This window comes from Sphingobacterium spiritivorum ATCC 33861 (assembly GCF_000143765.1).
In the GTDB taxonomy this organism is placed as follows: Bacteria; Bacteroidota; Bacteroidia; order Sphingobacteriales; family Sphingobacteriaceae; genus Sphingobacterium; species Sphingobacterium spiritivorum.
Map to the genome: position 1 here is coordinate 772,613 of NZ_GL379770.1, position 25,597 is coordinate 798,209.

Below are 25,597 nucleotides of genomic sequence, written 5' to 3' on the forward strand. Positions count from 1 at the left end.
TACAACCAAAATCCGTTCAGTTTTCCTGACCTTTTCTAAATTTTTACTAACTTCCCTATATTTTAAAATACTTAACATTACTTATGAAATTAACCTCTTATTCTACCTGGCTTTCTCCTGTGGCGGTCTCTTTAGCCCTTTTTGCCGGTACCGGTGTATTCGGTCAGGATAAAAAGCAGATGGTCAATGCTATTGTTCAGGAAGCAAATACAAATTCCAAACTGGAGGATTACGCCTTTGAACTTATTGATATGATCGGCCCTCGTCTGGTCGGTAGTCCGCAGATGCAAAAGGCACACGATTGGGTAGTTCAAAAATATGCGGATATGGGTGCTGTAGCGCGGAACGAACCTTACGGGGAGTGGCGTTCGTGGGAGCGGGGACTTTCCAGTATTACAATGACATATCCGAGGATAAAAGCGCTGGAAGGCACACAACTATCCTTTAGTCCGTCTACAAAGGGGAAAGGGGTTGAAGCAGAGGTGATTGCGCTTCCTGTTTTTAAATCACCAACAGAATTTACAAACTGGCTGCCTTCTGTCAAAGGAAAGATCGTTATGATAGCCATGAATCAGCCTACAGGCCGTTCGGATGCGAACTGGAAAGAATCGGCTACAGCAGCAGCTTACGATAAGATGCAGGCTCTTAAAAAAGAGCAGGCAAACCAGTGGGCAGCAAGTCTGGAAGCGACGGGCAGTACGCGCAGAACGCTGGCTATTGCTCTGGAGGAAGCGGGAGCACTGGCTGTAGTGGATGCATACTGGACCGAACTACCGGGTGTGACCCGTATTTTTGATGCCAAAACCAGGAAAATACCAGTAGTGGATGTTGCACAGGAAGATTACGGATTACTATATCGCATGGTGACCAGGGGTGTGAAGCCCAGGATATTGATTCAGGCGGAGGCCAAAGAGCTGGGGATTGCAAAAACATATAACAGTATAGCCGAAATAAAAGGTAAGGAAAAACCGGATGAATACGTCGTGCTGTCTGCGCATCTGGATTCATGGGACGGCGCTTCAGGTGCAACAGATAACGGCACCGGCATCATCACGATGATGGAGGCTGTACGTATATTGAAAAAAGTGTACCCGGATAACAAAAGAACAATTCTGGTGGGTAACTGGGGAAGTGAGGAGCAGGGATTGAACGGCTCTTCTGCTTTTGTGGAGGATCATCCCGAATTGCATGATAAGATACAGGTGGTCTGGAATCAGGATAATGGTACGGGTAGAATTGCCCGTATTTCAGGAAATGGATTTGCGCAGTCCTATGCGTATATAGGCAGATGGCTGCAGTATCTGCCGGAAGCTTTCCGCAATGAAATCCAGACAACCTTTCCGGGTCTGCCGGGAAGTGGCGGATCAGATCACGCTTCCTTTGTCAAGAAAGGGATTCCTGCCTTTATGTTAGGGTCTGCTTCATGGGATTATGGTAAGCTGACCTGGCATACCAATCGGGATACTTATGATAAAATCGTATTTGATGAAGTCCGTCAGAATGCTATTATTGTTGCCATACTGACTTATCTGGCTTGTGAAGAACCAGAATTGGTATCCCGTGAAAAGATGATTATGCCTACGGATACAGATGGAAAGCAGATGCAGTGGCCGACCTTGTTAAATCCAAAACGGACAAGCGGAAATTAAATATTACGGATATAGTTCTCTATCTAAGTATTGGTTTATGAAGAGTATAAAATCCTGGCTGGTATGTCTGATCCTTCTTTTTTTATCACAGAAGGGGGAGGGGCAGACCTTTGACAATATCCGTAATTATAAGGTGGACTGGTCGTTGCTGGAAAAAAAGGATAGCCAGCTTATAAGTCTACGTAGTTTTACTGCCGATGGCAAAGCCTATTTTCTGGCTGTCGACCCGGTTACACTGCAGACGTGTGTGATCCTGTCTGACGGATATAAACGAACCCGTTCAACATATGCAGCTATCTGCAGCAGGTTTAATAAAACAGCTTATATCAGAGGCTTCGACCTGGTTCGCCGGACCGAGCAGAATCTTCAGAATGCAGGACTGGACCTTCGTATGCCACAGGAACAGGGAATCAATCTTACTATTGACCTCTGTCCTTCGCATAAACCATTTGACAGAGTAATTTTTCAATCTTTATTCTCTGCCTTCAAAGGAAAATCGGGGCGTCTTCCTGTCGCTATTTCGGTTTCAGGAAAATGGATGCTGAAACATCAGGAGGATCTGAACTGGCTGAAAAATCTGGATAAAGACGGAGCGTTGCAGATCACCTGGGTTAATCATAGTTATTCTCATGTATATAATAATCAACCGCTGACTTCCAATTTTCTGTTGAGTAAGGGTACGAATATGGATGTGGAAGTTCTGGAAAATGAGAAGCTGATGCTCAGGAACGGGATACTTCCGTCCGTATTTTTCAGATGTCCGGGGTTGGTTTCGGATAAGGCTGTTATCGATAAATTATTGAATTACGGTCTTATAGCTGTAGGTTCGGATGCCTGGCTGGCAAAGGGACAGCATCCCGGAGACGGCAGTATTGTGCTGATCCATGGTAATGGTAATGAAGAACTCGGTGTCAAAGATTTTATTAAGCTATTGCAGCAGGAGAATACAGCTATCCGTTCCGGACACTGGACTTTGTATAATCTGAGCGAAGGCCTGGAACATGAATAGCGGTAAATTACGTAAAAATGGGGCTATCCAATCTTTTTGGACAGCCCCATTAGTTTTATCAGAAAGACAGCGCTTTATTTTTTAAGATGCAGATCAAAGTAACGGGCAATTTTTTCGTACATATGGATACGGTCTTTGCCTGAAACATTGTGTTCGTGAGTAGGATAAAGGAAATAATCCACCTGTTTTCCTGCTTTAATACATGCTTCTATAAACTGCATGCTGTTTTGCTGTACCACTACAGGATCCTGTGCGCCATGAATAATCAGCAGATCACCCTTTAACTGGTTTGCCTTATCAAGCAGAGAGGTCAATTTATAGCCTTCCGGATTTTCCTGAGGAGTATCCATATAGCGTTCGCCGTACATGACTTCATAATATTTCCAGTCTATTACCGGTCCTCCGGCAACAGCAGCTTTGAAAATATCATTGTGATGTACCATAAATGAAGTGGTCATAAAACCTCCGAAGCTCCATCCGAAAATACCCATGCGCTCCTGATCCACAAAAGGTTTTGATTTTAAAAATTCAATACCCTTCATCTGATCGGCCATCTCTGCCTGTCCCAGTTGACGGTGTGTGGCTGTAGAGAATGCCCGTCCGCGCGCATCAGTTCCGCGGTTGTCCATCGTAAATACAATATAGCCCTGTTGTGCCATATACATATCAAAATAGCCTGCTCCGCCTAACCATTTGTTGCTGACCAGCTGAGAGTGAGAGCCTCCATACAGGTAGTACATGACAGGATATTTTTTTGCAGGATCAAAATTTTCAGGATAAATAATGCGACCTGTCAGAGGTGTACTCCCGTCTGCAGTCGTTAATTGTACAAACTCGATTTTCGGATTGTTGATTTTGCCTGTAAACGGATTTTCTGCCCTGATCAGATTGCTGGTTTTTCCTGATTTCACCTCTTTGATCTGAATGATATTGGGAGTTGTCAGGTTGCTGTATTGATCAAGTACGTAGGTGCTGCTGCTGTTTGCCGAAGCAGTATGTGTACCAGATTCACTGGTGAGTTGTGTTGTTTTTCCTGATTTAAGTTCTACTTCAAAGAGTTGTCTGTCCAGCCCGTTGTTGGTAACACCAGTATATGTAACCTTATCCCCTTTTGCAGAGAAAGTAAGTAAATCTTTTACAATAATATCTTTATATCCCAGTTTGCGAACCAGCTTACCTTCGGTATCGTACAGATAAAGCTGGTTATATCCTTCTTTGTCTGTCTGGTAAAGAAATAGTTTGGGATTATCAGGAACAAAAGTCAGGGGTGTCTGAGGTTCTACCCATGTAGTGGCCGTCTCTTCAAACAATGTTTTGACGAATGCTCCCGATTTTGCATTATACTTGTTGAATTTTAAATGATTTTGTTCGCGGTTCAATACCCCTACATATACATATTCACTGTTTGGATCCCATGTGACAGCCGTCAGATACTGTTCTTTAGGCTCTCCTGTCTGAAGGCTGGTGCTGGTACCGGTAGCGGTGTTGTAAATCACGAGTGTTACTTCTTCAGATTTCATACCTGCCATCGGGTAGCGTATTTCTTTGGCTTCTGCTATGCGCGGACTCCATTGTACAAGCGGATATTGGCTGACCATAGTCTCATCTTTCCGGTAATAAAGCAGACTGGTGTTGTCAGCACTCCACCACATTCCTTTGTTGATGCCAAATTCCTGGCGGTGGGTATAATCACTACCATTTACAATTCCCGCATCCTTATCACTGGTCACTTCGGTAATCTTGCCGGCAGCATCCGAGATGACAATATTGTTGTCTATCAGATAAGCGACTTTTGTACGATCCGCTGTGACTTCTTTATTATTCCCTTTCGAGTCACTTCCGATCAGTTTATCGATATTTCTGGATTTGATATTGTACGTCAGACTGTATGATTTTTCTTTTCCGTCTACTTCCAGAGATAGTGTGTTTTCGTCCAGCCAGCTGTAGTTATAGGGAAACATTCGCAGGGCGATTGTTTCGTTGGGAAGTTTACTTTTAATCACTTGCTCCAGATCGGATCTGGATAATAATACCTGTTCTTTCCAATTATCGGAAGCGCTTTTGCTGATCAGATTTTGGTAGGTAGGATCGAGGTAGGTAATGCTGTTTGTGTTGGGAATCCAACGGGGACCTACTATAGATACTGGTGCATAGGTGCGTGGGCCAAAGACCGTTTCTTCTAAGTTTAAATTCCTTTGACCATATACCGCAGTACTGCCGGCCAAAAGAAATAATAATGCAATTCTTCTCATTGATATGTGTTAGGGAAGTAAAATTATAGATTAAGGGACTAAAAACCTAAAATTGTATAGAATTGTTGCAACAACTATTATAAGTTTCGTATCCATATATTGCGGTAACTTACGAGATCACCATGATCCTGCAGGACGATGGGGCCGGCTCCGTGAGCTTTGAGTTTCGGAAGACCTATATATTCTGTTGTGCCCTCTATTTCCGTGTTATTTTGTACCAATATTCCGTTGTGAAGTACGGTTACACGTGCTTTGCTGATCAGCATTCCGTCATTATTAAACCGTGGTGCAGTATAAATAATATCATAGGTATGCCACTGACCTGCTTCTACACGGGATTCTACAAGTGGAGGCCGTTGCTTATAAATACTGCCGGCTTGCCCGTTGACATATGTAGGATTATCATTGTTGTCCAATACCTGGATTTCGTACAATCCCTGTAAGAAAATTCCGCTATTTCCTCTTCCCTGACCTTTTCCTTTAACTGTAAGTGGGCTGCGCCATTCTATATGTAGCTGAAAGTCATTGAACTTTTCTTTTGTCTGAATGTTTCCGGAGCTTGGTTTTACAGTTAGTATATTATCTTCTACAGACCAGGCTGCAGAGGTTCCCGGTTTTCCTTCTGACTGCCATTGACTAAGGTCGTTGCCATTGAACAGAATTACAGCGTCCGCAGGGATGCCGTTTGAAGAAGTGACTATTCTCGGTTTAGGTGTATAGTATTCGGTGTCTTCGGGCTTAAACTGCGTCTGTGAAAATGCAGAAGGTAAGGAGAGAGTCAAGCAACAGATGCTGAGAAGAACGGGATATTTTTTCATCAGTATATAATTTGTTTTTATAATTTTGGTAGGACAATGATAAAGATATTTTTTCAAACGGATAAATATTTTTAGGTTTGCCTTATGGCTACACGTATACAGACGATTGCGATAAATGATGCCCGGTTCTATGCCCCTGTTGGTTATTATGCGGAGGAGATTGTGACCGGAAATGAGTTTTTAGTCGATATTGAAGTGAGCTACCCTTATAAAGTCCATTCACAAGACGAGCTTACGAATACATTGAACTATGAACAATTGTATGCTATAGCTGCGGATGTGATGAAGCAAAAAAGAAAACTGATCGAATCCGCTGTGGAGGAAATACTCGAGACAATTGTTAATCAATTTGACTTTGCGGAGCAGGTGAATGTCTCTATTACCAAGATCAACCCTCTCTTTGGCGGAGATCGTGCAAATTCACGGATAGCGCTCTCTTATACTAAATAAAGTAATTCAATATTATCTTCTGCTAAGCTGGCGCGAGTGTATCGCTCATGTATTCTAAGTTTTATAGTTACAGTTGGCGGGGACGCCAACTGACCAGAGTTTTGTATCGCTTATAAAATTTTTAACCTTATCAACTTTATCAACTCCTTGCTAAACCTCTCTGCCCTGCGGGCATCTCTCCTTAGAAGGAGAGAATTGTAAAACGGTTGGCGGAGACGCCAACTGACGCAGAGTTTTTGCATCACTTATAAAATTTTTAACCTTATCACTTTATCAACTTTATCAATCTTACCTGGCGCGAGCGTGCCGCTCGTGTCTTTTTAACACAGTTTGCATTAATTAAAAAGCAGTTAAGCGACAAAATGTCTTTAATTGAAAGTTTTTGATGACATTTTGTCTTTGTATTGATCGTTTTTTGGAATGGTATAGCATTTGAACAAGTTGTAGAAAAAACAAATAAAAAAAATTAAAAGGAGGACAATATTATGGCATTATTAAAATTCCCTACAAAAGCAGTAAATACAGATGCAGTTAATCCATTTGTAAATTCAGTTTTCGATAATTTATTCAACGATTCATTTATTACGGATCGGTTAGTGACTCGCGTACCGGCGGTGAATATTGCAGAAGCAGAGGATTCTTTTCAGATTGAACTTGCTGCTCCGGGATTGCAGAAGTCAGATTTCAAGATTAATGTAGATAAGAATATGATGACTATCTCTGCTGAAAAAACTTCAGAGACAGAAACAGAGCAAAAATTATTCAGTAAAAGAGAATTTAACTATTCGTCCTTTACGCGCTCATTTACATTACCTGATACTGTAGATTACAGCAATATTGAGGCTTCTTATGAAAATGGTATTTTGGTTGTAAAAGTGGGTAAGAAAGAAGAAGCGATTGTTGCTAAAAGATTGATTGAAGTAAAATAATAAGTTTAGTTTTTTTAGGTTATGTGAGTGCCGTCATGCAAATTTTGCGTGGCGGCTTTTTTAATGAGAAAAGACGGTTCGTTTACTGAACCGTCTTTTTGATTTTCCGGATCCAGGTTATACTATCCACCCATTACTGAACCTAAACCTCCTAATACCATAGAGATAATGTTCAATATAATACCTACTACCACACCATAGATCGCAAATTTACATGCTGATTTTGCCTGAACAGGGGCTTCATCCTTCTTTATGAAATAATAAATAGCACCAAACAAAGGAATACAAAAAGACAGGACTTTTAATCCTGTAGATAAGTCTTCCTGATTTTGTTGGTTAAAAGGATTGTTAAACTGGTTTGGGTTTTGACCTTGATTCGGGTCAAAATTTGGGGTGTTTTGATCTTCCATGGTTAATTGTATTTAATGATTAATTTTATTCCTTCTAATATTAAAGCTCCTATCGCTCTTCCGATAATAGCACAGACAGCCATTGTCCCCACTCCAGCCATAATGCCGGTTATGAACCGGAGGGTATTATTACTTTCTCTGTTGCAGTAGGCCTGAGTCAAACCGTCAATAATTGTCGGTAACATGCACAATACCGCAACCCAAAAATTCATGCTGATAACTCCAAATACAAATAAGAACGTGGACATGTATCCCAGATGAATGCCCGTACAACGCGCACAAACCGGGAATTGCTTGCCTTTCCAGAAAAAAGATCGCTCAGGTTTGCGATGGCAAAAAGTAAATTCCAGTTTGGTTTTCATGTTCAGTTTAGTTGTAAATGTATATAGTGTGAATCAATTTTACAGTGAATTTAATGAATTAATTTTCTTTTCAGGCCTTAAAAATAAATTTTTTTGATAAATATAATATTATAATGCATCAAACTCCTCATAATCATCAGCTTTGGGAACATGCTGCATAAAAACGTACCAATCTTCAGGAATGTTAACCAATTTGCGGGCTTTTATATCTAACCATGCACCGTCTACATTGACTGTAGCTGCTTTGACGCCATCCTCTTTATAGACTTCATGTCTGAAAGAGAATCTGGCATTTGCTAAATTAAATTTGGTCAGAACTATTTTTACAGAAACATATTCATCCAGTCTGACTTCTCTGTGATAGATCAGTTCTTCTCTGAACAGGATAGGTCCAATTCCCTGTGATGCAAACTGATCCAGAGAGAGACCTATTTTTTTGAGCATATTACTACGTGCCTGAGCGCAGATGTCAGCATATGCCGAATGGCGCATATGTCTGTTCGCATCGATCTGTGCCCATATGACCTGACCTTCATAAAATGTGTTTTCCATGTTTACACTAACTTGAAAAATGGGTGTATTGTTTGTTAATTCCTGAAATTAAAGAAAAATAATCTTTTTTTTAAATTCTGTGTAACGTTTTTCAATTTGCGTTACTAATTGATTAAAATTGGCTAAGCGTTCAGTAAAGAATTAAAAAAGTAACCTAAAGTGAAAGAGAGAGAATCCGAATTTCTTACTTTGATTGAAAAGAACAAATGTATCATCTATAAGGTGTCCAGAATGTATATGGATGATCCGGATGATAGAAATGATCTTTCACAGGAGATTGTTTTTCAGCTTTGGAAATCTTTTGATTCTTTCAAAAATGCAAGTCAGTTTTCTACCTGGATGTACAGGGTTGCGATCAATACAGCTTTGGTCTATTTCAAAAAGGATAAGCGTAAACAGGACCGGGTGCCATTGGAAACTTATCATGATATAGCTGATGAGCAGGATGCTGATCAAAAGGAGGAACAGCTTGCTGTGTTTTATAAGGCTGTGCAGGAACTTAATCAGGTTGAAAAGGCATTGATCTTTCTTTTTCTGGAAGGACAGAGCCACCGTGATATCGCAGACAATCTCGGGATATCGGAAGTCAATGCCCGGGTGAAATTGAATCGTACAAAAGAAAAAATACAGCAAATCATTAAAAAATACGAATATGAATTTTGATGAATTAAAAAAACAATGGAATGATCAGTCATCTGAGCAGGTGCAGATCAATCCTGATCTGGATCAGTATAAGGAGGTCGATAATGTGCTGACTAAGCTGCGCAAGAATGTGAAGTACGAATTTATCACCTGGATTGTGGCCATGCTGTTTTTACTTGTGGTGCCTTTGATCGAACTTTATAAGATAGAGGGTTATGCCCGTTTTGCGTATTATCTGATCTTTTTTCAGATGCTTCTATCCAGTATGATTTACTATCGCCGCTTTTTTTATTTCTATAAAAGTGCCAGCCAATCGGAAGTACTTAGCTCGCGTGAAAACCTGCTAAAGATGTATTATGATCTCAAGTTTGCGATCGATTCGTATAAGACGACTTCCTATGTCATGATACCGCAGGCATTGATTATGTATATGATTATGCTTTCCAACGGAAAATTTGAATCCTGGTTTAACAAATTATATCATATCGGCAGTACGTTAGCTCAGGATAGTAATTTTATTGTATGGTTTGTCCTTTCCACCATAGTAAGTATTGCTTTAGTAATATTTATTATCGAAATAATGAGCTATTCGTATTATGGTAAGCATCTGAAGGAGATCAAAAAGATACTGAATCAGCTGGAGGACTGAGGCCTGCGGACTGAAACTTCATTCTACAGGTATGGATATAAAAAGTAAATGGCGGTTACCTTCCGGGATATCCGCCATTATAGTTTTGCATAGGTTATTATGTTCAGATGTTATTCAAATATGATTTCAGCGATTTGTGCAGGATTTCATTCCAACCTTTTTCATAATTTTCAGGAAGAAATGCATCTCCGCCATCCGCAAGATTTTCAAGTCCCTCATGTGTCAGTGTCACTTGTGTACCTGCATCCAATTGTTCCAGCTCCCATGTCAATACGGAGATTCCTTTGCTGTGACTTGGATTTGCCCAACTGTGCTTTAACTTTTTATAGGGTATGACTTGCTGTACTAAGGCAAAATGGTGATACTCATTTTTACCGCCAGGTTCATAAAAATCAAAAGAACGTCCTGTTTCCGCCTGAAAATCGGGAATATCAAAATACCAGATTTTCATAGCTTCTTTATCTGTAATCGCTTTCCATACCTGTTCAACAGGTTGAGGGTAAACGATTTGTATAACTACTTGAGCTTTCATTTGTATCTAATACCTCCAAAATAATATTTTGTTTGAGTCAGATGAAAATAAATTAGAATTAAAGTGGTGAAGTTGTTTGTTTTTGTACTGTTTGATGTCGATTTTTCTGCGCCATTTGTTGTGGACTGTAAACGTAATGTGTAAGCCCAATTGATGTTAGCAGCGGAATGCTTAATTATAAATTGAAATTAATCAAATCCTAATTGTTTACGAAAACCCATAGTAATCAGGTAATGTTCCTTAATTGGTACAGTATTACGAACTGTCTTTGTAATATCTTTAGCTTCTGTTGTCCAGAGAAAGGGGGTAAAGCTGAATGTTTCATCCCCACCAAGTCCGGATACATCATTTTGCCAATTTTTCCATCGATACTCCTTATAGAAATCTTCTAAAGAATTATTGAAACAAAAGTTGAGAAATTCTGTGTAACTGATACCCATTTGTTCATATTCCAAATTGTCTGGTGCCAGATAATACATTTTCCCGATATCATTACCCAAGGCTCCACCATTTATAATAAAATAGCCTCCAATCGCATCATCAGCTACAAGTAAGAAACCAGATGCGGAATCTATATCATTACCTGATATTTCTTTATTCCATTCCGGTAATGATCTTGGTAAGCGGGTATGAGAAGAGCCGAGGATTCTGATCCAGCCCTTATCAATTAGTATTCCGCCACTATGGTAAATTATAGCTCCCATAGGAGATCTCGTTGTCACCTGAGTCGCTATAAGAGCATCAGCGGCTTTAGTGCTATCTCTTGGAAGTATTTCAATTTCGTTTTTTGCATCTTTAATCCACTCATTTACCAGTGGCCACGCAGAATCTTTCTGATCAATTAACTTTTCTATTTTTCGTTTGTACTGTTGACCCATAGCTATACCGGTAATAAGCAGAGTTAGAAATAGTATAAAATAACTTTTGGTTCTGGAGACAGCCTTCATATTTTTTAGTCTTTATTTTCTTTTATGAGTCTTTGTTTTTACATCTTACATAGTTTATGTCCGAATTTAGAAACTTCATTCCAATCAGTATATTCTATATCCGTTTTTGAACTGACCGGACCTTTTGTTATGAGCATGATTAACTTTATCATATGGCGATCTCTGAAGGAGTATAACTTATAATTTAGTCTTCCTGCAAATACACCGGTCAATTGTGGTTTCCATGTTATAGAATTAAAAAATTTGATCACATATGGATTGGTACCTGCTGTGCTTTTCTCGGTTTTTCGCGCCACGAGATTTACAGAAATAAAGGCTGTTTTTTTATTATTCAACACCTGATTATTATCCTGTATAAAACTTAATATATGTTCATTATGTTTGCCATATCTAATGCTGGAAGCGATCACGATTTTATCATATATTGTAATACTTTTGGTCACATCCTGAATTTGAAACTGATCTACCAAATGGCCCTCAGATACCAATATATCTTTTAACACATGGCAAATCTTTTTGGTCTGTCCATCTACTGATGAATAAATAATTACTGTCTTTACTGACATTTTGATTTATCTGAAAAGGTTGTTAATAATCCACAATCTGTGTGTATTTTTTCACACTGAAAAAACTTTCCTGAATTTGTCATTTGAATAAGACCTGACTGTATAGCAATGTGTGGAATCTAATTAAATAAATATACAAATTACTTTAAAATGTAAATTATCAGGAGTCTTTTTAATAAATAAAAGGAAGATTGTATGACAGGAATAAAGTTCGGATCATTTTCTTCTTCTTTTACAATATTGAAAAGTTGTCTTTTCCAAAGCGGATAGCAATCCCCAGTTCATGAGTGCTATTGGTAATATATCTGTTTAGATCTTTGTTTTTGAGATTTTGCTGATAACTGTACCCTACACGCAGCTTGCCCAGATTAAATTCCGCCATACCCATCAGATCTCCGCGCTGGCGGTAACCTGCGCCTATTCCGACCTTTGGATGAAGATAGAACATTGCTGAAGCATCAAAAAGTAATCCGGTCACCTCTCTGTAACTTATCAGTAAATTGGGACGAAGCTGGAATCCGTCATTCAGCGGAATTACAATTCCACCTGAAAGGTAAAATGTGTTATCTTTTCCGAACTGACGTACATATTGCGAATCTTTGGCTCCGAATATCGCTTTAGGCATCGAAAATCCTACATAGTAGCGATTGGGCGATATGAATGTAGCCGAAAGACCATAGAGTAAGGTTCCGTATTTTACATTCTGAAAAGCCGGGTCTCCGGGATCCAGAGGACTGAAGTCTCCCTGCTGATGTGTATAGCCCAGATTGGCTCCTAACCCGAGATATTCGGATTCGGAAATCTGTAAACGTTTGGTAAAACTGCCTGATATTTCGGTATTACGTTCTACACCAATCCGAAATTGTTTGGCATTGATCCCCATGATTATCCCTGCATTTCCTACGCCTATATTACCAGTGAACCAAAGGCTTTTGGGCGAACCTTCGAGACCGGCCCACTGGTAACGGTACACCATCATGGCATCGCCTTCACCTTTATCTAATAATACATTTGCGGATGGATTGAGTACTTTTCCAAAACTTCCTGAGAGGGCCGGATCAATATATTGTTGCCCCCGGGACATATTTGTAAACAGCAAGAGTACTGTGACAGTTAAGATATATTTTGATTTCATTTTTCTTTTTTGAATTTGTGTGTTGAGATCTTTGGTCTTATTTCCAGATAATGGGGGTAAGAAGCCGGAAGAACAGTGTCTGTTTTCCGGTTCTTACTTGCTAATACCTGACCACAAAGAATCCTTTTTCATGCTGCCATTTGTCATCTATTTTGACTTCCAGTACGTAGAAATATGTTCCTGAAGGTACTTTCCGGCTTGCTTTTATTCCGTTGAAACAGTTGGTTTCATTGACATACCCGCGAATCTTCTGGATGAGATTACCGTTAGCATCGAATATTACAATCTGGTTGTCGGGATACTCGTCTATACCTTCAATACGCAGATATTCGTTTATCCCATCACCGTTTGGTGATACTGCTTTGTGGACTCTTAACGGGAGTTTTGCACCCTCTTCATTCCTTACTCTCAGCTGTCTTATTACGGGCTCTGCAGCGATATAGTTGTCATTTCCGCTCTGTTCAGCTGTGATAAGAGCCAGCCCTACACCGCGTACGGTTACTTCCTGATCTCCTGTTACTTCCGCGACCAGTTTATTATCACTGTATATTTTTATCGGAAGTGAGCTGTTGCTGCTGATATCGAGCTTCACTGTACCAGCATCACGATAGACCGGCACAATCTCTTTGAATGTGATAATCTGTTTTGCTTTATTAATCTTTAATGTAGCCTGTAGAGAGAAACTGTTGTAGTTACTTCCTCCGTCTATATCTGCTGTTACGATATAGCTCCCTGCATTGGTTTGCCCGTTTCCGGTATAAGTAACGGTCACACCTGCCGGAAGATCTCCTGATATCAGTATAGATTTTCGGGATCCATCGTAGGTGAATGTTGCATCATGGAGAGAAATGGTATAGAGTGTGATTTTTGAAATCACAAACTCCGCCTGAGTAAAGTTGATGTCGTAGTTAGTACCTGCTTCCAAAGTACCTTGCCGGATAATATAGGTGCCTACGGCTTCTCCTGCAGTTCTGGTTAAGGATCCTTTGACAACAGATGGGTTATCACCGTTCACTAATCCGGTGACCTTGTATGTCAATGCCGGATCGGTTGTGCCATAGAATTTTGTTTTGTCATCCGCAACGATTTTCAGCTTAGCTTTGGAAATGACAAAGGGTGCTTCTGTATATTTAATAATGTACCCTTTTGCACTCAATGTTCCCTGTTTAATAGTATAATTTCCGGCCTGCTCTCCGGCTACTCTTGACAAAGTCCCTTCAATTATGCTCTGATCATCTCCATTGACAAAACCTGTAACTGTGTAAGTAAGTACGGGATCTGCAGTTCCATACACTTTAGATTTGGGATTAGCACTAATGAGCAAGGTACCTCCTGTAATAGTAAAGTCAGCACCTGTATAAGTGATATGGTAGTTTGCACCAGCTGATAAGGTTCCCTGTTCAATAGGGTAAATGCCAGCTTCTTCCCCCACCACTCTTGCTAAATTACCCGTGATAATGCTTTGGTCGTCATTGTTAGCGAAACCTGTTACTGTATAGGTCAGTGCCGGATCGGCAGAGCCGTATACTTTGTTTTTTGCATCCGCTACAATGTTTAAGGTTGCTTTGGTAATGGTGAAATCCGCTGCGGTGTAGGTGATGTCGTAGTTTGCCGTTGTTGCCAAGGTTCCTTGTTCAATGTTGTACGTTCCTACCGCTTCTCCTGCAACTCGGGTTAACGCTCCTGTGATAATGCTTTGATCATCGCCATTAGCTAATCCTGTTACGGTATAGGTCAGTGCCGGATCGGCTGAACCATATACTTTGGACTTGGCATCAGCTACGATGTTTAGCGTTGCCTTAGTGATATTGAAATCAGCACCTGTGAATGTGATGTCGTAGTTTGCCGTAGTTGTCAACGTTCCTTGTTCAATGCTGTACGTTCCTACCGCTTCTCCTGCAACTCGGGTTAACGCTCCTGTGATAATGCTTTGGTCATCGCCATTTTCAAACCCGGTTACGGTATACGTCAAGGCAGGATCTGCCGAGCCGTATACTTTGGTTTTGGCATCGGCCACGATGCTCAGGGTGGCTTTCGTAATGGTGAAATCCGCTGCGGTGTAGGTAATGTCGTAGTTGGCTGTCGTGCCTAACGTACCTTGTTCGATGTTATAAGTTCCTACAGATTCACCTGCGATTCTGATGAGTGCTCCCGTGATAATACTTTGATCGTCACCGTTTTCAAGTCCGGTTACCGTATACGTCAATGCTGGATCGGCTGAACCGTATACTTTGGATTTGGCATTCGCTACGATGTTCAGTGTTGCTTTAGTGATATTAAAATCCGCTGCGGTGTAGGTGATGTCGTAGTTGGCTGTTGTTGCCAACGTTCCTTGTTCGATGTTGTAGGTTCCTACAGCTTCACCTGCAACTCGGGTTAACGCTCCTGTGATAATGCTTTGGTCGTCATTGTTAGCGAAACCTGTTACGGTATAGGTCAATGCCGGATCTACTGAACCGTATACTTTGGTTTTTGCCTCTGCAACAATGTTTAAGGTCGCTTTGGTAATATTAAAATCCGCTGCGGTGTAGGTGATGTCGTAGTTCGCTGTCGTCGCCAATGTGCCCTGTTCGATGTTGTAGGTTCCTACCACTTCGCCTGCTGTTCTTGACAATGCTCCTGTAAGGATAGACTGATCATCACCGTTTGCAAATCCGGTAACGGTATAGGTCAGTGCCGGATCTGCCGAGCCGTATACTTTGGACTTGGCATCGGCTACAATGTTCAATGTTGCCTTAGTGATATTGAAATCTGCTGCGGTGTAGGTGATGTCGTAGTTTGCTGTCGTCGCCAATGTTCCTTGTTCGATTTTGTATGTTCCTACCGCTTCGCCTGCGGTTCTTGACAATGCTCCCGTGATAATACTTTGATTATCGCTATTTTCAAATCCGGTTACGGTATAGGTCAATGCCGGATCGGTTGTTCCGTATACTTTAGACTTGGCATCAGCCACGATGTTCAGGGTCGCTTTGGTGATATTGAAATCGGCTCCGGTGTAGGTGATGTCGTAGTTTGCTGTCGTCGCCAATGTTCCTTGTTCGATTTTGTATGTTCCTACCGCTTCGCCTGCGGTTCTTGACAATGCTCCCGTGATAATACTTTGATTATCGCCATTTTCAAATCCGGTTACGGTATAGGTCAATCCCGGATCGGCCGAACCGTATACTTTAGACTTGGCATCAGCCACGATGTTTAGGGTCGCTTTGGTGATATTGAAATCGGCTCCGGTGTAGGTGATGTCGTAGTTCGCTGTTGTTGCCAACGTACCTTGCTCGATGTTGTAGATTCCTACAGCTTCGCCTGCAACTCGGGTTAACGCTCCTGTGATAACAGACTGATCATCGCCATTAGCTAATCCTGTTACGGTATACGTCAAGGCAGGATCGGCTGTACCGTATACTTTGGTTTTGGCATCTGCTCTAATAATCAAGGTCGCTTTGGTAATGTCGAAATCCGCTCCTGTATAAATGATGTCGTAGTTCGCTGTCGTCGCCAATGTACCTTGTTCGATGTTGTAGGTTCCTACCGCTTCGCCAGCAGCTCTGCTCAGTGTTCCTGTCAGTACTGTCTGGTCATCGTTGTTTACAAAACCGGTAGCGGTATAGGTCAATGCCTGATCGGCCGAGCCGTATACTTTGGATTTGGCATCCGCTACAATGTTTAGCGTCGCCTTAGTGATGGTGAAATCCGCTGCGGTGTAGACGATGTCGTAGTTTGCTGTCGTCGCCAACGTACCCTGCTCAATTGCATAGGTACCGATGTTTTCTCCGGCGACTCTTGTTAAAGCTCCTGTGATAACAGACTGATCATCGCCATTAGCTAATCCTGTTACGGTATAGGTCAAGGCAGGATCTGCCGAACCGTATACTTTGGTTTTCGCATCTGCTCTAATAATTAAAGTTGCTTTGGTAATGTCGAAATCCGCTGCGGTGTAAACGATGTCGTAGTTTGCCGTTGTTGCCAAAGATCCTTGATTGATAGCATAGGTACCGATGTTTTCGCCTGCTACTCTGGTTAAAGCACCTGTGATAATGCTCTGATCATCACCATTAGCTAATCCGGTAACGGTATAGGTCAAGGCAGGATCTGCCGAACCGTATACTTTGGACTTGGCATCAGCCACGATGTTCAGTGTCGCTTTAGTAATATTAAAATCCGCTCCGGTGTAGGTGATGTCGTAGTTTGCCGTAGTTGACAAAGTTCCTTGATTGATCGCATACGTACCGATGGCTTCGCCTGCTGTTCTGATGAGTGTTCCCGTGATAATACTTTGATCGTCACCGTTTTCAAATCCGGTTACGGTATACGTCAAGACAGGATCAGCCGAACCGTATACTTTGGATTTGGCATCTGCTCTAATAATTAAGGTTGCTTTGGTAATGTCGAAATCCGCTGCGGTGTATACAAGGTCGTAGTTTGCTGTTGTTGCCAACGTACCCTGCTCAATGGCATAAGTACCGATGTTTTCTCCGGCGACTCTTGTTAAAGCTCCTGTGATAATAGAATTATCGTCTCCGTTTTCAAGTCCGGTTACGGTGTAGGTCAAGGCAGGATCGGCTGAACCGTATACTTTGGATTTTGCATCAGCTACGATGTTTAAGGTGGCTTTGGTGATATTAAAATCCGCTGCGGTGTAGGTGATGTCGTAGTTAGCCGTTGTTGCCAAAGTTCCCTGTTCAATCGCATACGTACCGATGTTTTCTCCGCTAACTCTTGTTAACGTTCCCGTGATAATACTTTGATCGTCACCGTTTTCAAATCCGGTTACGGTATACGTCAAGACAGGATCAGCCGAACCGTATACTTTGGACTTGGCATCTGCTCTAATAATTAAGGTTGCTTTGGTAATGTCGAAATCCGCTCCGGTGTAAACGATGTCGTAGTTAGCTGTAGCTGTCAACGTTCCTTGTTCAATGCTGTACGTTCCTACCGCTTCTCCTGCAACTCGGGTTAACGCACCTGTGATGATGCTTTGATCGTCTCCGTTTTCAAATCCGGTAACGGTATAGGTCAATTCCGGATCGGCTGAACCGTATACTTTGGACTTGACATCCGCTACAATGTTCAGGGTTGCTTTGGTAATGGTTAAATCTGCTCCGGTGTAGGTGATATCGTAGTTCGCCGTTGTTGCCAATGTTCCCTGTTCGATATTGTAAGTTCCTACCGCTTCGCCTGCTGTTCTGGTCAATGCACCTGTGATAACAGACTGATCATCTCCGTTTGCTAAACCGGTGACGGTATAGGTCAAGGCAGGATCGGCCGAGCCGTATACTTTGGACTTGGCATCTGCAACAATGTTTAAGGTCGCTTTAGTAATATTAAAATCCGCTCCGGTGTAGACGATGTCGTAGTTGGCTGTCGTGCCCAGCGTACCTTGCAGGATGGCATAAGTACCGATGTTTTCTCCGCTAACTCTTGTTAACGCACCTGTGATAACAGACTGATCATCTCCGTTTTCAAATCCGGTTATGGTATACGTCAAGGCAGGATCTGCCGAGCCGTATACTTTGGTTTTTGCATTTGCTCTAATAATTAAGGTCGCTTTAGTAATATTAAAATCCGCTCCGGTGTAGACGATGTCGTAGTTGGCTGTCGTGCCCAGCGTACCTTGCAGGATGGCATAAGTACCGATGTTTTCCCCTGCTACTCTGGTCAGATTACCTGTGATGATGCTTTGGTCATCGCCATTAGCTAATCCTGTTACGGTATAGGTAAAGGCAGGGTCTGCCGAACCGTATACTTTGGTTTTGGCATCCGCAACAATATTCAAGGTTGCTTTGGTGATGGTGAAATCAGCACCGGTATAGGTAATATCGTAGTTGGCTGTTGTTGACAACGTACCTTGCTCAATCGCGTACGTACCGATGTTTTCGCCTGCTACTCTGGTCAGATTACCTGTGATAACAGACTGATCATCGCCATTTTCAAATCCGGTTACGGTATACGTCAAGACAGGATCTGTCGAACCGTATACTTTGGACTTGGCATCCGCTACAATGTTCAGGGTTGCTTTGGTGATATTGAAATCAGCACTTGTGAATGTGATGTCGTAGTTGGCTGTCGTTGCCAATGTACCCTGTCCGATATTGTACGTTCCTACCGCTTCACCTGCAACTCGGATTAAAGCACCTGTTATAATGCTTTGGCCGTCTCCGTTTTCCAACCCGGTTACGGTATAGGTCAGTGCAGGATCGGCTGAACCGTATACTTTGGATTTTGCTTCGGCAACAATGTTTAGTGTTGCTTTGGTAATGTCGAAATCCGCTGCTGTATAAACAATATCGTAGTTGTTACTTGCTACTAAGGTTCCCTGTTCGATATTGTAGGTTCCTACAGATTCGCCTGCGATTCTGATGAGTGTTCCCGTGATAATGCTTTGGTCATCACCGTTCTCAAATCCGGTAACGGTATAGGTCAAGGCAGGATCAGATGTTCCGTATACTTTGGATTTGGCATCCGCTACAATGTTCAGCGTTGCTTTGGTAATAGTGAAATCGGCTCCGGTGTAGGTGATGTCGTAGTTTGCTGTTGTTGCCAAAGATCCTTGATTGATAGCATAGGTACCGATGTTTTCGCCTGCTACTCTGGTCAATGCTCCCGTGATAACAGACTGATCATCTCCGTTTGCAAATCCGGTCACGGTATAGGTCAGTGCAGGATCGCCTGAACCGTATACTTTGGTTTTGGCATCGGCTACAATGTTTAGCGTTGCCTTAGTAATGGTTAAATCCGCTGCGGTGTAGGTGATGTCGTAGTTGGCAGTTGTTGCCAATGTTCCCTGTTCAATCGCATACGTACCGATGTTTTCGCCTGCTACTCTGGTCAGATTACCTGTGATAATGCTTTGGTCGTCACCGTTTGCAAATCCGGTAACCGTATACGTCAATGCTGGATCGGCTGAACCGTATACTTTGGACTTGGCATCGGCAACAATGTTTAGCGTTGCTTTGGTGATGGTAAGATCAGCTCCGGTGTAAACGATGTCGTAGTTAGCCGTAGTTGACAATGTTCCTTGTTTAATCGCATAGGTACCAATGTTTTCTCCTGCAACTCTGGTCAGATTACCTGTGATGATGCTCTGGTCGTCACCGTTTTCAAATCCGGTTACCGTATACGTCAAGGCAGGATCGGATGAACCGTATACTTTGGACTTGGCATCGGCAACAATGTTTAGCGTTGCTTTGGTGATGGTAAGATCAGCTCCGGTGTAAACGATGTCGTAGTTAGCCGTAGTTGACAATGTTCCTTGTTTAATCGCATAGGTACCAATGTTTTCTCCTGCAACTCTGGTTAAAGCTCCCGTGATGATGATTTGGTCGTCACCGTTTTCAAGTCCGGTTACGGTATACGTCAAGGCAGGATCGGCCGTACCGTATACTTTGGACTTGGCATCTGCTCTAATAATTAAGGTTGCTTTGGTAATGTCGAAATCCGCTGCGGTGTAAACGATGTAGTAGTTTGCTGTTGTTGCCAAAGATCCTTGATTGATAGCATAGGTGCCGATGTTTTCGCCTGCTGCCCTGGTTAAAGCACCTGTGATAATGCTCTGATCATCACCATTAGCTAATCCGGTAACAGTATAGGTCAATGCCGGATCTACGGAACCGTATACTTTAGACTTGGCATCGGCTACAATGTTCAGGGTTGCTTTGGTGATGGTGAAATCCGCTCCGGTGTAGGTAATGGAATAGTTTTCAGCGTCTAATGTACCTTGAGATATAGTATAGATACCTACTGCTTCGCCTGCTGCTCTGCTCAGTGTTCCTGTCAGTACTGTCTGGTCATCGTTGTTTACTAAACCTGTAGTAGCATAGGTCAATACTGGGTCTATGGTACCGTATTCTTTTGATAGGGCATTGGCGGTTACTGTCAATGCGGCTTTGTTTATGGTTAATTTAAAAATAACATTCGTTGCAGGATTGTAGGTTTCATTGCCTGCCTGTTTTGCGAAAATATTGACTTGTCCTGCCTTTTTAATTTTGATTTTCCATTTGTTGCCGTCGGCACTGTCTTGAAAGGCTTCGGCTATGTTGTTATCCGCAGATGTATAGCTTACTTCCAGATTGGAGCTTGCTGTAGCCATTGGTACAAAAGGAGCATCGCCGTAGGTTTTGACCATGTCGGTCGCTGTAATGGTTTGTGATAGTCCGCAGCTTTGTCCGCTTGGGCTGTCACCGGTAATGGTCCAGCCTTTGGTACCCGTCAGTACTGTTCTTGCTGCTACGGCATTGGTACCGTATTGTTTGCCCATAACTCCCAATGTACGCCCTGATGGTGTATTTGGATTATTTGCCCATCCGTTAAGGGTAAACGAATAGTTCTGGCAATCCATGCGTGAGTAAGACAACATATGGGTCATGTTGACAGCAGGATTAAGCTGCCAGCCACCTATGTTTTGGTTGAATAATGACGCACCGTAAAACATATATGCCATATTGGTTACCTTTGACGTATTCCAGTTGCCAATGTCTTTATTAAATGCCTGATTAGCTCGAAACATATATGCCATATCGGTTACGTTTGACGTATTCCAGTTGCCAATGTCTTTATTAAATGCACGACTATCTGCAAACATATAGGCCATACTGGTTACTTTAGCTGTATTCCAGCTGCTGATGTCCTGATTAAATGCCTGGGCATTCCAAAACATTCCCCCCATATAGGTTACGTTTGAGGTATCCCAGTTACCTATGTTTTGATTGAAAGCTCCTGTGGAATAAAACATTCCCCACATATTGGTTACATTTGCGGTATTCCAACTGCTAATATCGCCATTAAAAGCCCCGGTATATTGAAACATATATGACATATTGGTTACCTTTGACGTATTCCAACTGCCAATATTCTGATTGAAAACCGGAGCAGATGAAAACATTTTTGACATATTGGTCACGTTTGCCGTGTTCCAGTTGCTGATGTCCTGGTTAAATACAGAAGCATTATCAAACATAGCTTCCATATCGGTCACCTTTTCCGTATTCCAGTTGCCAATATTCTGATTAAAGGCACGTGCTTCTCTGAACATATACGCCATGGTGGTTACATTTTGTGTGTCCCAATTGCTGATGTCCTGATTGAAACGGGTTGCCCTGCCAAAGAGCTGAATCATATTGGTGACATTTGATGTATTCCAGCTTCCTATATTGGCCGGACCGTTGAGTGAGGAACAGTCAGCAAACATGTTTCTCATATCGGTTACCCTACTCAGGTCCGGTATGTCTGTAGCCGTAATATTGAGGTTAGGACACACTAAGAAGGCACTTTGCATAGTGCGCCATTCGGCGGTTCCCCATTGGGCAACATCGATAATACGAGGGTCATTATAAATGACAACTGATGCCAGATTCTCTGGTTTTATGTGGAGTGTGATCCTTGGCTTGTTAGCCGGTATGGTGGTAATCACGTGGCTGCCCGATGTAGTGACGGTGCCACTGTTGTAACTGCCATCGGGTGCTGTCCAGAAGTATTTCACCTTATTATTTGGCGATGGCAACGTAGTAATATTGATACTTATATTTGTACCTGTACTTACTTTGGTCATGTCCCATACGGTAATAAAATCTCCGGGAGCATTGGTGATGGTAAAATCTGCTCCGGTATAGCTGATGGTATAGTTATGCGCTCCCAGGGTTCCCTGTGTAATGGGATAGGTGCCTGCGGCTTCACCAATGGTTCTTTGCAAAGTGCCGAAAAATATGGTATTGGGGGTGTCGCCATTTAGCAATCCGTTAGTTGTATAGGTCAGTACGGGGTCTGCTGCGCCGGACTCTTTTGATTTGGCATGGGCAGTGATGGTTAAGGGTGCTTTTTCTATGGTGAGTGTAAAGAATACATCAGGTGCGGGATTGTAGGTTGCGTCACCCGCTTGCTTTGCTCTGACGTTTACCTGTCCGGCTCTTTTTATTTTTAGTTTCCATTTGTTGCCGTCTGCAGTGTCCTGAAAGGGTTCGGCTATGCTGTTGTCTGAGGTTAAATAGCTGACTTCGAGACCGGAGCTTGCTGTTGCAGTTGGTACAAAGGGTGTGTCACCGTAGGTTTTGACCATATCGGTCACTGTTATGGTTTGAGGCAACAGGGTCATTTCAAATGCGCCGATGTCTATTTTTGTTCCCTGAAAACGTGCATTGCCTGCAAGATCTTTGTCTGTACTGAGGTTGCCTCCTATACTGGTATATAGGGTGTTGTCACCTTTTTCGATAAGGGGACTGCCTGCTATTAAATTGAAATTGTCATCTGCTGTACCGAGGATGCCGTCTGCTCCATTCGGATTGTTGAAAAGCTGCGCTACATTTATGTTGGTAGCATCCAGATTGCCGTCTGCTGTACTGCTAAACCCCTGTACCAAACTGTTTTTTGTAATGAACGTACCGGTAAGTTGCCCGCCCTGGTTACCCCAAATCACGGAATTGTAAATATTGCAACCTGATGTGCTATGTATACCTCCCGCCCAGCTTGTAGTACCTCCTGTATTGCCATAGACGATGCAGTTGGCGAGTGTAAAACCGTTTCCAGGACTGTTGTTGTTATGATAGATAGCACCTGATCCGGCTGTAAGTGCATTGTTTTTTACAAAGAGGGTGTTGTATATTTTTGGTCCCGAGTCGCTGTTGAATATGGCTCCTGCACGATTGGCTGTGTTGGCTCTAAAGATGCTGTTGGCAATTTTGGGATGCGATTGGTTGTTGTATATTGCACCTCCTGAATTTAAAGCAGTATTAGCGGCAAATGTACAATCGGCAATAACGGGAGAAGACGATTGGAAATTATATATGGCACCTCCGGATATATTTGCTTTGTTGCCCGAAAAGCTGTTTTGGGTGATGCTTACAGAGGATTTAAAGTTGTATATGGCACCCCCATAATCGGATGCCAGACTGCCTGTGAATTTGCAATTGTTGATTATTAAGGATGACACGCTGTTGTAAATTCCTGCACCGCTATCCTGTTCAATAGTTAGTCCGTTGACGATGATGGAGCTGGAGGTGTTGTTGGCATTTCCTCCGGTAATGGTGAAGCCATTAATTTCATCTGTACTGGTGTTTCTTACGCTGATGAGTACATGGTAGGCATCGTTGTTACTGGCTGTTCCGTCATGATCCAGATCCCCGCTTAATATACTTTTGTTGGTTGACAAGCTCAGGTTTCGCTGGTCAAGACTGGTTTCTGTGCCGGCAAAACCACCGTAAAGTTTTACATCTTTTACCAGTAGAAAGGCGTTGTTTTGTACATCCGGGGTTCCAAAATTGTTGTCAGCAGGGCTATACATGGGGGTGTAGGTTCCGCCTGCCACCCAGATTTGTTTGACTTGTTGGTTTGTGGCTACTGCATTGTTGTTTTTCGCAAACAGCAGTGCATCTGCCAGTTCACCCATAGCATTGTTCCAACTGTCGCCTGTACCGGTTGCTCCTTTTTTGACGTAGAGTATGCCGTTAATATCTGTTGTGTAGCTGTGCGCTGCTTTTGCGGTAATACTGTTGCTGGCTATAGAGATGCCTGCCGGAACAGCAACTGCTCTGACAGGCATGCTGTTTTTTCCGGCTATACTTTTGCAGGTATTGGCTGAAATATTTGCTAATGACCGTTTTGTGGCTTTTGACGGATCTGGAAGATCTACCGGCTCTTTATTAGTTTTAAGCGCGGTGTTTTCAATGCTTTTATGCGTAGCATGTTTGTTTCCGCTGATCAATGTGTGGGATGCCCCAAAACTATTGACGTTAATCAGAATCAATAGGAGAGGGAGTGTTTTTAATATATTGAAAATATTCATAAAGTATATAAATCTCTTTGGCGGCATCCCAGTTGTAGCGGATCAATTAAAAGGGATGAAACGTATTGAATAATAATTATACCGACACAAATACGGTGACGATTGAAAGATGGTAGATGCAGAGTAATGATATGACTATGGTTTTTATAAAGTGAGTACCTGTTATTCGTATTAAACCGCATAATGATACTCCGTAAAACTGCTGCCGTCATGTGACTTTACTGTATTATCAGATATTTCACTTAAAGTGATGGTCATATTAAACTGAATACAATTGTTTTCAGTAAAAAAATCTGCGTTATCAGGAAGAGTGTCCGATTCTCCCTTTAGAAAGCTGCAAATAATTATAAGAGTCCAAAAAGGAGATAGCATCATTTTATCATTTCGATAAAACGTAACAATCTGCTTTTAAGCTTCGTATGATTACATGAATCAACTATATTTTATTATCAGATGTAGACCTAACAATAAAAGACATATTCGGCGATACTTATATCTTGTCGATGAAGACAATTTACATATACCTCAAATAGATTTTTTTTGCAAAAATAATATCGTTGAATATGGTTAAATATTCGAATTAATCATTTAAATGTTCTTTAAGTGCAAAAAATATAATAGTCTGCGCATAAAATAGAGTTATACGAGTTTGTATTTGCTACGCTGTTTATTTAATATCATGATAATAATTGAATTAAGGAATTGGTGGAGTATCTGCATTGTTAAGCCTAATAAGACTTCAGATCTCATAAATTCACAGATAGGGAAGGTATTATTAGTATGTCATTCATAAGGTGTGGTGCCATAATATCAGAAACTGAAAATTCTGCCTGAGTTGCAAAACCCAACTGTTATCAGATATCGGATGACGATCGTGGATTCCTCCCTAAGCACAGCAGGAAATGGTTGAAAGGATGGGGATCAAGAA

At 42.0% G+C, this 25,597-nt stretch carries 16 protein-coding genes; 6 read left to right on the forward strand and 10 right to left on the reverse strand.

What is annotated here, in order from left to right; translation table 11 throughout:
* Positions 1-83 precede the first annotated feature (83 nt).
* Both HMPREF0766_RS03575 and HMPREF0766_RS03580 read left to right on the forward strand, forming a co-directional pair.
* Complete coding sequence (locus tag HMPREF0766_RS03575; RefSeq protein ID WP_002993810.1) at positions 84-1,649, forward strand: M20/M25/M40 family metallo-hydrolase; 1,566 nt, start codon at positions 84-86, stop codon at positions 1,647-1,649.
* Between the two features lie 37 nt (positions 1,650-1,686).
* A complete protein-coding gene (locus HMPREF0766_RS03580; protein ID WP_002993811.1) occupies positions 1,687-2,658 on the forward strand; it encodes a polysaccharide deacetylase family protein in 972 nt (323 codons plus the stop codon).
* A 74-nt stretch (positions 2,659-2,732) separates the two neighbouring features.
* On the opposite strand, the gene HMPREF0766_RS03585 is transcribed toward HMPREF0766_RS03580, so the two are convergent.
* Positions 2,733-4,910 carry a S9 family peptidase gene (locus HMPREF0766_RS03585; protein WP_002993812.1) on the reverse strand — a complete coding sequence of 726 codons (2,178 nt, stop codon included), beginning with the start codon at positions 4,908-4,910 and terminating at the stop codon, positions 2,733-2,735.
* A 77-nt stretch (positions 4,911-4,987) separates the two neighbouring features.
* Positions 4,988-5,728: a 3-keto-disaccharide hydrolase gene (locus HMPREF0766_RS03590; RefSeq protein WP_002993813.1), complete on the reverse strand. Its 741-nt coding sequence runs from the start codon at positions 5,726-5,728 to the stop codon at positions 4,988-4,990.
* A gap of 84 nt (positions 5,729-5,812) precedes the next feature.
* Between HMPREF0766_RS03590 and HMPREF0766_RS03595 the strand changes: the two genes are divergently transcribed.
* Positions 5,813-6,178: a dihydroneopterin aldolase gene (locus HMPREF0766_RS03595; protein ID WP_002993814.1), complete on the forward strand. Its 366-nt coding sequence runs from the start codon at positions 5,813-5,815 to the stop codon at positions 6,176-6,178.
* 485 nt (positions 6,179-6,663) lie between these two features.
* Positions 6,664-7,107, forward strand: coding sequence for an Hsp20/alpha crystallin family protein (locus tag HMPREF0766_RS03600; RefSeq protein ID WP_002993815.1), 444 nt, complete (start codon positions 6,664-6,666; stop codon positions 7,105-7,107).
* Between the two features lie 122 nt (positions 7,108-7,229).
* On the opposite strand, the gene HMPREF0766_RS03605 is transcribed toward HMPREF0766_RS03600, so the two are convergent.
* The 3 genes from HMPREF0766_RS03605 to HMPREF0766_RS03615 all read right to left on the reverse strand — a co-directional run bounded on the left by HMPREF0766_RS03605 (position 7,230) and on the right by HMPREF0766_RS03615 (position 8,431).
* On the reverse strand, positions 7,230-7,517 hold the full coding sequence (locus tag HMPREF0766_RS03605; protein WP_002993816.1) for a hypothetical protein: 288 nt from the start codon (positions 7,515-7,517) through the stop codon (positions 7,230-7,232).
* 2 nt (positions 7,518-7,519) lie between these two features.
* Positions 7,520-7,879, reverse strand: a complete 360-nt coding sequence (locus tag HMPREF0766_RS03610; protein WP_002993817.1) for a DUF2085 domain-containing protein — start codon at positions 7,877-7,879, stop codon at positions 7,520-7,522.
* A gap of 108 nt (positions 7,880-7,987) precedes the next feature.
* Positions 7,988-8,431, reverse strand: a complete 444-nt coding sequence (locus HMPREF0766_RS03615) for an acyl-CoA thioesterase (protein ID WP_002993818.1) — start codon at positions 8,429-8,431, stop codon at positions 7,988-7,990.
* A gap of 159 nt (positions 8,432-8,590) precedes the next feature.
* Between HMPREF0766_RS03615 and HMPREF0766_RS03620 the strand changes: the two genes are divergently transcribed.
* Together HMPREF0766_RS03620 and HMPREF0766_RS03625 are read left to right on the forward strand one after the other, a co-directional pair.
* Complete coding sequence (locus HMPREF0766_RS03620; RefSeq protein WP_002993820.1) at positions 8,591-9,094, forward strand: RNA polymerase sigma factor; 504 nt, start codon at positions 8,591-8,593, stop codon at positions 9,092-9,094.
* Positions 9,084-9,722, forward strand: coding sequence for a hypothetical protein (locus HMPREF0766_RS03625; protein WP_002993821.1), 639 nt, complete (start codon positions 9,084-9,086; stop codon positions 9,720-9,722). Before HMPREF0766_RS03620 ends, HMPREF0766_RS03625 begins: the two co-directional genes overlap by 11 nt.
* Before the next feature lie 103 nt (positions 9,723-9,825).
* On the opposite strand, the gene HMPREF0766_RS03630 is transcribed toward HMPREF0766_RS03625, so the two are convergent.
* The 5 genes from HMPREF0766_RS03630 to HMPREF0766_RS21790 form a co-directional block, all read right to left on the reverse strand.
* Entirely contained in the window at positions 9,826-10,254 is a 429-nt protein-coding gene (locus HMPREF0766_RS03630) for an SRPBCC family protein (protein ID WP_002993823.1), read from the reverse strand.
* A 188-nt stretch (positions 10,255-10,442) separates the two neighbouring features.
* Entirely contained in the window at positions 10,443-11,201 is a 759-nt protein-coding gene (locus HMPREF0766_RS03635; RefSeq protein ID WP_002993825.1) for a DUF2625 domain-containing protein, read from the reverse strand.
* A 38-nt stretch (positions 11,202-11,239) separates the two neighbouring features.
* A complete protein-coding gene (gene hemG, locus HMPREF0766_RS03640) occupies positions 11,240-11,767 on the reverse strand; it encodes a menaquinone-dependent protoporphyrinogen IX dehydrogenase (protein WP_002993826.1) in 528 nt (175 codons plus the stop codon).
* A gap of 232 nt (positions 11,768-11,999) precedes the next feature.
* Positions 12,000-12,902, reverse strand: coding sequence for a PorP/SprF family type IX secretion system membrane protein (locus tag HMPREF0766_RS03645; RefSeq protein ID WP_002993828.1), 903 nt, complete (start codon positions 12,900-12,902; stop codon positions 12,000-12,002).
* 100 nt (positions 12,903-13,002) lie between these two features.
* Positions 13,003-24,669, reverse strand: coding sequence for an MBG domain-containing protein (locus HMPREF0766_RS21790; protein WP_052646369.1), 11,667 nt, complete (start codon positions 24,667-24,669; stop codon positions 13,003-13,005).
* Positions 24,670-25,597 lie beyond the last annotated feature (928 nt).